Source organism: Aeromicrobium sp. A1-2, assembly GCF_003443875.1.
Taxonomy (GTDB): domain Bacteria; phylum Actinomycetota; class Actinomycetes; order Propionibacteriales; family Nocardioidaceae; genus Aeromicrobium.
The window spans coordinates 1,541,048-1,553,117 of record NZ_CP027482.1; the positions used below are offsets into that span (position 1 = coordinate 1,541,048).

Consider the following 12,070-nt stretch of genomic DNA (forward strand, 5'->3'; position numbering starts at 1 on the left):
CTACCGGATCAGAACCTTGAGCGCGTCGTTGTCGGCGGCGTGGCCGAAGACCTCGTAGGCCTCGATCACCTGGTCGAACGAGAAGGTGTGGGTGACGAACTTGTCCGCCGGCAGCTTGTGCTCCGAGACGAGCTTGAGCAGCATCCCGAGGGTATTGGTGTTGACCAAGCCCATGGAGATGTTGATGTTCCTGATCCAGAGCTCGTCCAGCCGCAGCTCGACAGGTTTGCCGTGCACCCCGACGTTGGCCACGTTGCCGCCCGGTCGTACGAGCTCGGTCGCCATCGTGAACGTCAGCGGGACGCCGACCGCCTCGATGGCCACATCGACCCCTGCGCCATCGGTCAGGGCAAATACCTGCTCCTTCCAGTCCTTGTCACCTGAGTTGACGGTGTCGGACGCGCCGAAGTCCTTGGCCCGCTTGAGGCGTGCGTCGTCGAGGTCAATCGCGATGATCCTGGACGGCCCGTACAACCGCGCGGTCATGACGGCGGAGAGGCCGACGGGTCCGGATCCGATGACGGCGACGATGTCGCCGGGGTGCACCTGTCCGTATTGCACGCCGATCTCGAATCCGGTGGGCAGGATGTCGGAGAGCAGGATGCCCTCGGCATCGGTCATCCCCTCAGGGACCTTGTAGACCGAGTTCTCGGCGAACGGCACGCGAACGTACTCGGCCTGCGTGCCTTCGATCATGTAGCCGAAGATCCAGCCGATCCCGGGCGTTCCCTCGGGGTCGAGGCAGTGGCTGAAGAGTCCCTCGCGGCAGTTCAAGCACTTTCCGCACGAGCTGACGCACGAGAGGATGACCCGGTCCCCCACGGCGAGCTGGGTCACCCCGGCACCGAGCTCGGTGATGACACCGATGCCCTCGTGACCCAGGATGCGACCGATCTCCACTTCTGGGACGTCTCCCTTGAGGATGTGCAGATCGGTGCCACAGATCGTGGTGGCCACCATCTTCACGATCACGTCCGTGGGGCGCTGGATGACCGGATCCGGTACCTCTTCCCAGCTCTTGTGTCCTGGACCTTTGTAGACGAGCGCCTTCATGGTGGACCTTCCTCAGGGTCGAACCACGACGGCCGACCGGCTACGGCCAGTTCACGGCGACCGTCACGTCCATGCCAGTGCCATAGGTCCCCGGGATCAAAATCGTGCGGTCACCAGCAGCCGAACGTCAGTCCGGAGCAGGACCTACGGCTCTGCCCACGATGCGTCGCCGGTAGCAGGCTGGGCGACAACCACATGCGCCAGCCCGACGACAGGAGCAGTCACATGCCCACCAGTGAACTCAAGGCCAAGATCGCCGAGCTCATGCCCCAGTGCAAGACAGATCTCAGCGACCTCGTCGCCTTCAGATCTGTTGCGGATCCGGCCTCGCAACCGATCTCCGAGTGCCACCAGGCAGCCGACTGGATCGTGCAGAAGTTCACCGAAGCGGGCCTGCAGGAGATGACTCGCCATCGGACCTCCGACGGCAGCGACTGCGTCACCGGCCACGCGACCGGACCAGAAGGTGCCCCGACCGTCCTGCTGTACTGCCACTACGACGTCCAGCCGCCGCTGGGCGAGGACAACTGGCGCACGCCGGTGTGGCAGCTGACCGACGGTGATGACGGACGCTGGTATGGGCGAGGCACCGCCGATTCCAAGGGCAACATCGTGGCCCACCTGACTGCACTTCGCGCTCTCAGGGCCCCCGACGGGTCATTCCCGATCACCGTGAAGTTTCTCGCCGAGGGCTCCGAGGAGCAAGGCACTGGCGGCGTGGAGGACTTCGTCCCAGAACACGCCGACCTCCTGCGCGCCGACGCGATCTGCGTCGTCGACGTCGGCAACGAGGCGATCGGCCAGCCCACGCTCACGACCTCGCTGCGCGGCATGGCCACCGTCGACATCACGCTCTCCGCGCTCGTCGGCCCGTTGCACTCCGGCGTCTTCGGCGGAGCCGCACCCGATGCGCTGACCGGTCTCATCCAGGTCCTCGCCTCGCTCAACGACGGGGAGGGCAACACCACGATCGACGGACTGGACAACAACGGCGTGTGGCCGGGCTCCGAGTACTCCGCCGAGCAGTTTCGCACCGATGCGAACGTTCTGGACGAAGTCGAGCTCGTCGGGAGCGGATGCGTCGCCGACATGCTCTGGTCACGCCTCGTCGCGACGGTTCTGGGCATCGACGTGCCAGCCGTGGAGGGCTCGGTCAGCGCGATCCAGGCATCAGTTCGCGCCCGCATCTCTCTGCGCGTGCCGCCTCTCATCGACGCGCATCAAGCGCAGGACGCGCTCGTTTCCCATCTCGAGGCGCGCGTGCCGTGGCACCTTCGGGCTCTCATCGAAAGGATCGATGCGAGCGAACCCTTCAGCGGCTCGCTCGCCGGCCCGGCATTCGAAGCCATGAGGGCCGCCATGGAGGAGTCCTACGGTCGACCCATCGCGACCCAGGGCCAGGGCGGATCAATCCCCCTGTGCAATGTCTTCCAGACGACCTTCCCGGACGCGGAAATCATGCTCTACGGCGTGGAAGAACCGCAGTGCCTCATCCACGCTCCCAATGAGAGCGTTGCCCCGTCGGAGATCGAGCACATCGCGCTCACCGAAGCCCTCTTCATGCGCAACTACAGCGCAGCCCAGCGATGACCGCGCGACTCATGCAGGTCAGCACACTGCACCGCGCCGGCGAGGCGACGGCTGGTGGCCCGTCCTCCGCTCTCCGCTTGATCGCCTGACAACTGCGGGAGAGATGGTGCCGCCCCTCTACTCTTCAGCCGAAGAATTGGAGGGGCGGGCTTTGGGTAGACCATACGCGCGCACCCGTCAGATGCAAGGGGTTTCGCCGTTTGATCCGAAGTTCGCCGACCTGTCAGGCGACCGATCTGCAGGCCGTGATGACCAAGCGGGTGTCATGCGCGTAGCCGGCCTGGGGGTCGAGCCAGGTGCCAGATCCCACGGGAGCATCCGACACACCAACATTGCGCGAGGCGGACTCGGGGCGCCACGCGTCGGCGTGGGTGTCAATCACTTCTTGCTCTTGGATTTGCCCTTCGCCTTGCCCTTCGCCTTGCCTTCTCCTTGGGCCTTCGTGTCGGAGCTACTGCCCGAGCTCGCGGACGTCGAGATCGGTGTGCCGTCGCCTGCGGACACGCTTGGCGCGGGTATTTGCGCGAGCGCAACCGAAAGCGTGATGGTGGACCCGTCCGTGAGACGGCCCGACCTGTCGAGTGCGACGACCGCACCGACGTCGGCCTCGCTTGGAATGTCCTTGCGCTTGACCACGAAGCCCAACTTCTCCAGGTCGGCTGCCGCCCGGGCATATGGCGTACCGATCAGGTCCTTGGCAGAGACGGCGACCTTTCCAGACACCACCGCAAGGCGGACAACACCGTTGTCGGGCACGGGCGCACCACTCTCGGGCGACTGTCGGAGCACCTCACCCTTCGTCTTGCCGGCGACGTCCACAACTTCTGCCGTCGCGGTCATTCCGGCCTCGCGCAGCTCGGCCGCAGCCGTATCGGCGTCCATGCCCACAACCGAAGGCACGGCGACAACTGCTCCGAAATAGGAGCGTTCGAGGATCAGTCCCGCGAGGATAGCGGCAAGCAGCGCAACTCCCAGGAAGGCCTTTCGCGGCCGCCGGGGTCCAGCACTGGCGGTCGCAACAGGCGTCTGGGCCGGCGCGGCACGTGCGGATTCAGGGAGTGCTGGAAGCGCGTGCTTGAGTGTCGCGGGCAGCTCGACGGCTGCCGAGGCGCCGATCGTCGAGGCCAGCGCCGCGACGGCGGCCGCCGTCTGTGGCCGATCGCTCGGATTCTTGGCAGTCAGCGAGGCTATGAGCTGCTTGACCTCGGGCGCCACATCATCTGCTAGCGGTGGGAGCTCGTCGTTGAGCTGAGCCAAAGCCGTGGCGATCTGCGACTCACGCCGGAAGGGCGAAGTCCCCGTCAGGCAGTGGTGAGCGACCAGACCCAAGGCGTACAGGTCGGACTGAGCGGTGGCGGAGCGGCCGCCTGCCTGTTCGGGACTGAGGTACTCGACCGTTCCCAGCAGGACGCCGGTGTGGGTGAGCGGATCGCTTGTCGCACCGCGGGCGATTCCAAAGTCGACCAGCACCGTCCGCCCGGACGCCGTGAACATGATGTTGGCTGGCTTGAGGTCACGGTGCACGACTCCACTGGAGTGGGTGGCTTGCAGGCCCTCGGCCACCTGGACCACGATCGACATCACCTGTTCGACCGGCATCGGTCCTTCAGATCGTAGGAGCTGGGCCAGTGAATATCCCTCGACGTACTCCATGGCGATGAATGAGACGCCCTCATGGGACAACGTGTTCTCGCCGTAGTCGTAGACCTCCGCCACGCCGGGATGATGGATCGAGGCGGCAAGCTGCGCTTCGCTGCGCATGCGAGACCGTGCGACGTCATCTGCGAGCGCACCACCCCGGAGGACCTTGACGGCCACCGTTCGGTCGAGCCTGACGTCGTGGGCCCGATAGACCGCTCCCATGCCGCCCGAGCCAACGATGTCGTCCAGCTCGTAGCGGTCGTTCAGAAGCTCGCCCATGCGTAGGCCACTTTCCTTTCTAGCTCGTCAGAACCGCGCAACTGGTCCGCCGCCCGGTTGGCGCGGCGCGGGCGGCGAACGAGTTGGCCGAAGCTACGCGCGCGTCCCGCGTCGGCTGAAGATGGTCCATCCCCCCGGGCCGACGGCCAGACCGACGACAATCAGGATGATGCCCAGAAGCACGCTGCCGCTGAACAGCGTGATGATCCCGTAGATCACGAGGGCGACGGCGATAATCCAAAGTAGAAATCCCATGATGCTTCCTTTCATTTGATCGGGTGCCGCGGGCGCGACGCCCGAGCTGTTGACCGAGCGTGACGGTTTGTGAGCTCAGCGCGGAGGTAGCTCGTCTCGGCGTGCGCCGCGGTCCCTCTGCCCGTTGATGACGAGGCTCAGGACGATGCCAAGCGCTCCAGCAGCCATGCAGATGTAGCCGACGGCGACCAGATCAACACCTGCCAGTCGATCCTGGACGGCGAACGCCAAGATGGCGCCGAGTGCGATGAGTCCGATTGATCCACCGAAGTACATGTCAGTTCCTTCCCTCGTACCAACGCGTGAGATGGGCCTCGCGCGATGTCGCGCCAACCCGATGCATCAGGCCGAGCGCACCACTCGCCGAGCGGTGCCGGCTGGGTACCCCACCGCTGACGCGCCAAACCCGAGAAGACGCGTCAGCACTCGTCCGGGGCTCCGCGGGTGATGCCGCCTACGCAGCGATCAGTCGGGGTGCGAGGGTCGCGATGCGCCGATACAGCTCGGCGTAGGCGATGTCGAAGGCGGCGTCCTCGCCCTGGGCGACGGGGTCGGGGATCGACCAGTGCAGCGACACGGACGATCCCAGCTCCTCGTAAGCGTTGTCGCACACGGCGATGACGAAGTCGCCGCCGTCGAGGATCGTCGCGAGCTGCTGGGGGGCGGCCGCGATGAGCTTTAAGGCATGCCGTTCGGCGACGGCCTTCGCGCCCAACGCGATCTGCTCCGCGGGGTGGGTGCCTGCCGACGCCACGGGAATGTCGCTGGTCTGGGCCCACAGCGCAGCTGCGAGCTGGGACCGTGCGGAGTTGGCGGAGCACACGAACACCACTCGACTGACAGCCAACGGAATGGGCTCGCCCTCCCCCGTGGTCATGTCGGCCAGCGTCAGATAGGTGCGGCGCTTGTCGCCCTCGGACCGGCGCCTCGCCACCAGGCCTGCATCCTCCAGCACCTTGAGATGGTGTGCGACGAGGTTGGACGGCAGACCGAGCACGGCCTGCAGCTCGCTGGGCGAACGGTCGCCGAGCGCGAGCTCGTCAACCACGGTGATGCGCGCGACCTCCGCGAGCGCTGCATGCCGGGCCGCCCGCTCGTCAGGAGTCATTCGCTCAATGTTCATTGAGTCGAGTTTGACTGAGCGACGCCTGAACGTCAAGATGGAACCGACGCAATCGTGTTCCGACGCAGGAGGAGCTCCCGTGGAGTCCGCATCACCCCAGAGCAACCGCACGACCGAGCCGGACGTCATCGCCGGACTGTCCCGACTCGACCGCTTCCTCCCGGTGTGGATCATCGTCGCGATGGCCGTGGGCCTCATCCTGGGCAGGTCCGTCGACGGACTGGACGATGCTCTTGACTCGGTCAAGATCGGTTCGGTGTCCCTGCCGATCGCGATCGGACTGCTGGTCATGATGTATCCGGTGCTCGCCAAGGTCCGCTACAACGAGACCCAGCGGGTCACCGGCGACCGCAAGCTCCTCGGCGCCTCGCTGTTCATGAACTGGATCCTCGGACCCGCCCTGATGTTCGCCCTGGCCTGGCTGCTGCTGCCCGATCTGCCCGAGTTCCGCACCGGCCTGATCATCGTCGGCCTGGCCCGGTGCATCGCGATGGTCCTCATCTGGAATGACCTGGCGTGCGGAGATCGCGAGGCGGCGGCCGTCCTGGTGGCCATCAACTCGGTCTTCCAGGTGTTTGCCTTCGCGGCCCTGGGTTGGTTCTACCTGCAGACGCTGCCGGGCTGGCTCGGGCTCGAGACCACCTCGGCCGACTTCTCGATCTGGGCCATCACCGCCAGCGTCCTGGTCTTCCTCGGCATCCCGCTGGTCGCCGGATTCCTGACTCGCACGATCGGCGAGAAGGTCAAGGGCCGCGAGTGGTATGAGGGAACGTTCCTGCCGCGGCTCGGACCGTGGGCCCTGTACGGGCTGCTGTTCACGATCGTCGTGCTGTTCGCCCTGCAGGGCGACGCCATCACCAACCAGCCCTTCGACGTCGTGCGCATCGCGGCGCCCCTGCTGGTCTACTTCGCCGTCACCTTCGGCCTCGGAATGCTCATCGGGCACTGGCTCGACCTCGGCTACGCCAAGACCGCGACGCTGGCGTTCACCGCGGCCGGAAACAACTTCGAGCTCGCCATTGCGGTGGCGATCGGAACCTTCGGCGTCACGTCCGGACAGGCTCTAGCCGGCGTCGTCGGACCCCTCATCGAGGTCCCGGTCCTCGTCGGTCTGGTCTACGTCTCGCTGTGGGCCCGCAAGTTCTTCACTGATCCCACCGCCACCCTTCCCACCCAAGGAGCAAAGAATGTCTGAGCGTCCGTCCGTCCTGTTCGTGTGCGTCCACAACGCCGGCCGGTCGCAGATGGCCGCAGGCTTCCTGCAGTCATTGGGCGAAGGCCGCATCGACGTCCTGTCGGCGGGGTCGATGCCCGGCGACCAGATCAATCCGACTGCTGTCGAGGCCATGGCCGAGGTCGGCATCGACATCGCCGGCGAGCAGCCCAAGAAGCTCACCGAGGACGCAGTCGTCGCTTCCGACGTCGTCATCACGATGGGCTGCGGCGACGAATGCCCCTACTTCCGGGGCAAGCGCTACGAGGACTGGGTCCTGGACGACCCGGCTGGTCAGGGCATCGAGTCCGTACGCCCGATCCGCGACGAGATCAGGACTCGCGTCGAGGCGCTCATCGCCTCTCTCGAGCCGGCGACCGCATGACCGAGACCGTACGCAATCTCATCATCATTGGTTCGGGCCCGTCGGGCTACACCGCGGCGGTCTACGCTGCTCGCGCGAACCTCGAGCCACTCGTCTTCGAGGGCTCGGTCACCGCCGGCGGCGCGCTGATGACCACGACCGATGTCGAGAACTTCCCCGGCTTCCCGACGGCGTCATGGGCCCGGAGCTGATGGACAAGCTCCGCGCCCAGGCCGAACGCTTCGGTGCCGAGCTGATCACCGACGACGTCACCTCGGTCGATCTCGAGGGTGACATCAAGACCGTGACCCTCGCCGACGGCACCACCTACTCGGCCAAGGCTGTCGTGCTCGCGATGGGATCGGGCTACCGCAAGCTCGACGTCGACGGCGAGGACCGGCTGTCCGGCCACGGAGTCTCCTGGTGTGCCACGTGTGACGGATTCTTCTTCCGCGAGCAGAACATCATCGTCGTCGGCGGTGGCGACTCTGCCTCGAGGAAGCGACGTTCCTGACCCGGTTCGCCAGCAAGGTCACGATGGTCCACCGCCGCGGTGAGCTGCGTGGCTCCAAGATCATGCAGGACCGTGCCTTCGCGAACGACAAGATCGACTTCGCGTGGAACTCCGAGGTCGCTGAGATCATCGGCGCCGACAAGCTCGAGGGTGTCGTCCTTCGCGACACGGTGACCGGCCAGACCCGCCGCCTCGACGCGACCGGCCTGTTCATTGCGATCGGTCACGACCCGCGCTCAGAGCTGCTCAAGGGCCAGGTCGAGCTCGACGACGAGGGCTACGTCCTGGTCCAGGCCGGCTCCACCGCGACCAACGTCCCGGCGTCTTCGCCGCCGGCGACCTCGTCGACCACACCTACCGCCAGGCCATCACCGCGGCCGGAACCGGCTGCGCGGCCTCCCTCGACGCCGAACGGTTCCTCGCGGACATGGAGGCCGCGGGCCAGCCCGCTCCCCCGGCTGCCCTGATCTCCGAGGACTGATCGTCGACCTCGGACAGGCCAGGCTGAGTGCGTCACCCAGCAGATAGCAACCGAGCCGGCTCGGATGGAGCAGGTAGCCTCGGCATCGTGAGGGCAGCTGTGCGACGCGATCCGGGGACCGATAGTCGACTCCGCTCCGAGCACGCCCTCGACGTGTCACGCGCACCGGTTCGGACCGCCGGCCCATGATCACGCCGACCCACATCGTCCTCAACGTGGGCCTGGCCAAGTGGTTCAGAGCCCGCCCGATCTTTGCGGACCGCTCGACGCGTCGCCTGTTCATCCTCGGCGGCCTGGCCCCCGACGTGGGCCTGTTCGCCGCGGCAACGGGTGCGACGGCCTACCTCGTGATCAGTAGGGGCTGGAGCGTGCGCGAGTCGTTCCAGGTGATCTTCGACGACTACTTCTACGCCGAGCCGGTGTTCGTGATCGCGCACAACCTGCTGCATGCTCCGCTGGTGATCGTCGGCCTGTACGCCGTCGCGCTCGTGGCGGCAGGCCGCGGCCGTCCGCGTCTGGGCAATGGGCTGAAGGCCTTTGCGCTGGGGTGCGCGGTGCACACCGCCGTGGACATCCCGGTCCACCACAACGACGGGCCTCTCCTGCTCTTCCCGTTCGAGTGGTCTTTGCGGTTCAACAGCCCAGTGAGCTATTACGACCCCGACCACTTTGGATCGGTCCTCGCCCCGATCGATGCCGCGATCACCGTCGTCGGAGGGCTGCTGATCGTGGTCGTCTGGGCGATGCGACGCCGTCGCGACACGTCGTCCGGTCGACCCACGGTCCGGCAGTGAGGAACCCGACGTCGGCGCCGGTCAGGCGTCGTAGTCCAGCCGGAGGGTTTCGCTCGTCGGGTGCGCCTGACAGGTGAGCACATAGCCTGCGGCCAGCTCGGCGTCGTCGAGCGCATGATTCTGGTCCATCACGACGTTGCCCAGCAGCACCTTGGCACGACACGTCCCGCAGGCACCACCGGCGCACGAGTACGGCGGATCGATGCCCTGCTGCAGAGCGGCGTCGAGCACGGTGTCACCGGTCGAACGCAGCGAGAAGGTGGTCTCCTGACCGCCGACGCTGACCGTCACCGAGCTCTCGACGTCCAGCTCGATCGACTGGACGGTGTCCTCGGTGTGGAACACCTCCGACAGCACCCGCTCGCCGCGCGACTCCAGGGCACCCCGCACGTCGTCGACGAGCTGCTCGGGGCCGCACAGGAACCATGCGTCAACCTGCTCCGGGGCCAGCTCGGTGACGAGGGTCGGTGTGATCCGCCCCGGCAGGCCAGCTCCCGGCTCCTGGGACAGTGCGTGGTGCACGACAAGACGACCTGCGAAACGCTCGACCATCGACGCGAGCTCGCCGTGGAACATCGTCGAGGCGTGGGTCCGATTGCCGTACAGCAGGGTGAACGTGCTGCCCGGTTCTGTCTCCAGGGCGGCCGCCGCGATGGACAGCACCGGGGTGATGCCGGAGCCTGCGGCGACGGCGGCGTAAGACCGCGAGGACGACGGGTCGAGATCCGCACCGAACCGGCCGGCCGGCGTCATGACGTCGAGGATGTCGTCGGACTGCAGGTCCTGGTGGACGTACGTCGAGAAGAATCCGTCGTCGATGCGCTTGACCGCGACCCGCAGGGTGCCATCGCTCGTCGCGGGAATGATCGAGTACGACCGGCGCACGTCCTGCCCGTCGATCATTGCGCGCAGGGTGACGTGCTGGCCGGGCCGGTAGCGGTACGCGTCGGCCAGGTCCGCGGGCACCGTGAAGGTGACCACGGTGCTGTCGGCGGTCAGCGCCTCGACCGAGGCGACACGCAGCGGATGGAACAGCGGTCGGGTCCTCTGCGCACCCTCGGCGGTCGACGAGCCGTCGACGCCGAGGCTGTCGGTCAGACGGCGCCAAGTGCGGTATTCCGACGGCGTGAGGGAACGCCCGAAGATCGTCGAGATGGCAGCGTTGCGGTCGAGGTAGGCCTGCTCGTTGCGACGCCAGGCGCGCACGTACCGGTAGAACGGCACGCTCGGGTGGAGGTGATGCACCAGGTGGTAGTTCTGGTAGACGAACAGCGGGGTCGCCCAGGCCTCACCGCCGACCCGGATCCGGGTGGCACGGTACTTGTCCTGGCGGCCGGTGAACGGGAGCCCGTGGTGGGGCAGGTAGTCGAACCACCACGACAGCAGCGTCAGCCCGATCCGCTGCGGGATCAGGAAGGCCACGGTCAGCTCCCAGCCATACCCGGTCGCGAAGAGGCCAGCAAAGATCGAGAGCGTGGCCACGGCGAACATCACGGTCGCCACGAGCTCGCCGCGCGGTCGTTGCGGGGCCCGACGCACATAGAAGACGACGTACCAGAGGTCAAGCGTCATCCAGCGGAACGGCAGCTGCCACCACGGGCCGTCGCTGGTCCACGCATCGGGATCAACCGACTTCTGCTCATTGGTGTTCCGGTGGTGCTCGATGTGGAGGAACCGGAACATCGCGTAGCCGGCATAGGGCGCGACGAGCGGGACCGCGATGTGCCCCATGAGGTCGTTCAGCCGATCGTTGGTGCTCACGGCGTGGTGGGTTGCCTCGTGCAGCACGCTGAACATCAAGAACGTGACAGCGGCGCCCATGGGGATGGTCACCCACGGCGTCCATCCCGCACCGAACACGCCGAACATCTCCAGGGCGAACAGGGCCAGGGTCCCGACATACAGCGCCATCGTCGGCCACGCGACCGCGGGAACGCCCTCTCCCGGATCGGGCAGTCCCGACACGGGCTGAGCTGACTCGGTTCGCTCGACGGACAGAGGGGACGGTTGCATCTGGGGGCCTATTCGTCAGGGACTTCGGTCGCAGCGCGGTCCGACCCATACTTTACAAACAGTGCCCGCTTGTCAAGGACGTGTGCCGGAGTGTCACGCGTAGCTTCGACCCTCGAGCTCGCGAATGGCCAGCAGGGACAGGCATCTTCGAGCCCTGGTCGGGAGGTGCATCGAACTCACCATCGGCGCAAACCGCTCACCCATAGGCGTACCGGACTCGTTGCCCGTCAAGGCCGCCCGCCTTCAGCGGCTGAGGTCGCGACTCATCACGAGATCGTCTGCCACCGCCTCCGGGACTTCATCGTCGGTCATCGTCCTACAGATTGCCCCCCGCAGAGGTTGAGCGCCGTTCAAACGTAGGGGGTCCGAGGCGTCCAACACAGCGGGACGGTGCGGTTGACGGGGCGAGACGAGCGTGTTCAGACGGCGTGCTCAGCGCTGCGCGTAGGCAACGAAGACCGGCACGCCCCCCACCTGAGCGCCGGGGAACTTGTCCGTCACGTGCTCAGTGTCTGCCTCCACGCATCCCTCCCAATAGGCGGAGCCAGCGGCGATGTCCTTTCCAACCTGCTCGGAGGTCCGCTCGTTGCATGCCGTGGTTGAGACGCCCTACGGCGGCTACCCGACCTGTATGGCCGCCATCTTGGGCGGCTTGGCCCTCGCGGTCTGGGACCTGATCCGTCACGAGCACGATCACGCCGAGGACTTCCACCGCGACCTGTGAGCGTGACACTCCCGCCTGGTGTTGCG

11 protein-coding genes and 1 pseudogene are annotated in these 12,070 nt (G+C 66.5%); 6 read left to right on the top strand and 6 right to left on the bottom strand.

Features of this window, described 5'->3' with window-relative positions:
- The gene (locus C6I20_RS07555; RefSeq protein ID WP_118395398.1) at nucleotides 1-1,053 is read right to left on the bottom strand and encodes a zinc-dependent alcohol dehydrogenase family protein; all 1,053 of its coding nucleotides are present in this window, start codon (nucleotides 1,051-1,053) and stop codon (nucleotides 1-3) included.
- Nucleotides 1,054-1,278: 225 nt separating this feature from the next.
- On the opposite strand from C6I20_RS07555, the gene C6I20_RS07560 reads away from it, so the two are divergent.
- Nucleotides 1,279-2,643, top strand: coding sequence for a dipeptidase (locus tag C6I20_RS07560; RefSeq protein WP_118395399.1), 1,365 nt, complete (start codon nucleotides 1,279-1,281; stop codon nucleotides 2,641-2,643).
- 378 nt (nucleotides 2,644-3,021) lie between these two features.
- On the opposite strand, the gene C6I20_RS07565 is transcribed toward C6I20_RS07560, so the two are convergent.
- The 4 genes from C6I20_RS07565 to C6I20_RS07575 all read right to left on the bottom strand — a co-directional run bounded on the left by C6I20_RS07565 (nucleotide 3,022) and on the right by C6I20_RS07575 (nucleotide 5,941).
- Nucleotides 3,022-4,563, bottom strand: a complete 1,542-nt coding sequence (locus tag C6I20_RS07565; protein WP_118395400.1) for a protein kinase — start codon at nucleotides 4,561-4,563, stop codon at nucleotides 3,022-3,024.
- A 93-nt stretch (nucleotides 4,564-4,656) separates the two neighbouring features.
- Nucleotides 4,657-4,818 carry a GPGG-motif small membrane protein gene (locus tag C6I20_RS17065; protein WP_162891190.1) on the bottom strand — a complete coding sequence of 54 codons (162 nt, stop codon included), beginning with the start codon at nucleotides 4,816-4,818 and terminating at the stop codon, nucleotides 4,657-4,659.
- 75 nt (nucleotides 4,819-4,893) lie between these two features.
- Nucleotides 4,894-5,094: a DUF6458 family protein gene (locus C6I20_RS07570; RefSeq protein WP_118395401.1), complete on the bottom strand. Its 201-nt coding sequence runs from the start codon at nucleotides 5,092-5,094 to the stop codon at nucleotides 4,894-4,896.
- A 178-nt stretch (nucleotides 5,095-5,272) separates the two neighbouring features.
- The gene (locus C6I20_RS07575; RefSeq protein WP_118395402.1) at nucleotides 5,273-5,941 is read right to left on the bottom strand and encodes a MarR family transcriptional regulator; all 669 of its coding nucleotides are present in this window, start codon (nucleotides 5,939-5,941) and stop codon (nucleotides 5,273-5,275) included.
- A 79-nt stretch (nucleotides 5,942-6,020) separates the two neighbouring features.
- Here C6I20_RS07575 and arsB point away from each other — a divergent pair, with 79 nt between their 5' ends.
- The 4 genes and pseudogenes from arsB to C6I20_RS07595 all read left to right on the top strand — a co-directional run bounded on the left by arsB (nucleotide 6,021) and on the right by C6I20_RS07595 (nucleotide 9,307).
- Nucleotides 6,021-7,136 carry an ACR3 family arsenite efflux transporter gene (gene arsB, locus C6I20_RS07580; RefSeq protein ID WP_305765016.1) on the top strand — a complete coding sequence of 372 codons (1,116 nt, stop codon included), beginning with the start codon at nucleotides 6,021-6,023 and terminating at the stop codon, nucleotides 7,134-7,136.
- Nucleotides 7,129-7,539 carry an arsenate reductase ArsC gene (locus tag C6I20_RS07585; RefSeq protein WP_118395403.1) on the top strand — a complete coding sequence of 137 codons (411 nt, stop codon included), beginning with the start codon at nucleotides 7,129-7,131 and terminating at the stop codon, nucleotides 7,537-7,539. Before arsB ends, C6I20_RS07585 begins: the two co-directional genes overlap by 8 nt.
- Nucleotides 7,536-8,513, top strand: a pseudogene (gene trxB, locus C6I20_RS07590) (thioredoxin-disulfide reductase). Before C6I20_RS07585 ends, trxB begins: the two are co-directional and overlap by 4 nt.
- A gap of 185 nt (nucleotides 8,514-8,698) precedes the next feature.
- Nucleotides 8,699-9,307 carry a hypothetical protein gene (locus tag C6I20_RS07595; protein ID WP_118395404.1) on the top strand — a complete coding sequence of 203 codons (609 nt, stop codon included), beginning with the start codon at nucleotides 8,699-8,701 and terminating at the stop codon, nucleotides 9,305-9,307.
- Nucleotides 9,308-9,328: 21 nt separating this feature from the next.
- On the opposite strand, the gene C6I20_RS07600 is transcribed toward C6I20_RS07595, so the two are convergent.
- Nucleotides 9,329-11,272, bottom strand: a complete 1,944-nt coding sequence (locus C6I20_RS07600) for a fatty acid desaturase (RefSeq protein ID WP_254052288.1) — start codon at nucleotides 11,270-11,272, stop codon at nucleotides 9,329-9,331.
- 601 nt (nucleotides 11,273-11,873) lie between these two features.
- On the opposite strand from C6I20_RS07600, the gene C6I20_RS17070 reads away from it, so the two are divergent.
- Nucleotides 11,874-12,044 carry a hypothetical protein gene (locus tag C6I20_RS17070; protein ID WP_162891191.1) on the top strand — a complete coding sequence of 57 codons (171 nt, stop codon included), beginning with the start codon at nucleotides 11,874-11,876 and terminating at the stop codon, nucleotides 12,042-12,044.
- Nucleotides 12,045-12,070 lie beyond the last annotated feature (26 nt).

Excerpts from the sequence above, each read along its gene's own strand:
- C6I20_RS07555 (WP_118395398.1), bottom strand. The coding sequence starts at position 1,053 with ATGAAGGCGCTCGTCTACAAAGGTCCAGGACACAAGAGCTGGGAAGAG.
- C6I20_RS07560 (WP_118395399.1), top strand. The coding sequence starts at position 1,279 with ATGCCCACCAGTGAACTCAAGGCCAAGATCGCCGAGCTCATGCCCCAG.
- C6I20_RS07565 (WP_118395400.1), bottom strand. The coding sequence starts at position 4,563 with ATGGGCGAGCTTCTGAACGACCGCTACGAGCTGGACGACATCGTTGGC.
- C6I20_RS17065 (WP_162891190.1), bottom strand. The coding sequence starts at position 4,818 with ATGGGATTTCTACTTTGGATTATCGCCGTCGCCCTCGTGATCTACGGG.
- C6I20_RS07570 (WP_118395401.1), bottom strand. The coding sequence starts at position 5,094 with ATGTACTTCGGTGGATCAATCGGACTCATCGCACTCGGCGCCATCTTG.
- C6I20_RS07575 (WP_118395402.1), bottom strand. The coding sequence starts at position 5,941 with ATGAACATTGAGCGAATGACTCCTGACGAGCGGGCGGCCCGGCATGCA.
- C6I20_RS07585 (WP_118395403.1), top strand. The coding sequence starts at position 7,129 with ATGTCTGAGCGTCCGTCCGTCCTGTTCGTGTGCGTCCACAACGCCGGC.
- C6I20_RS07595 (WP_118395404.1), top strand. The coding sequence starts at position 8,699 with ATGATCACGCCGACCCACATCGTCCTCAACGTGGGCCTGGCCAAGTGG.
- C6I20_RS17070 (WP_162891191.1), top strand. The coding sequence starts at position 11,874 with ATGTCCTTTCCAACCTGCTCGGAGGTCCGCTCGTTGCATGCCGTGGTT.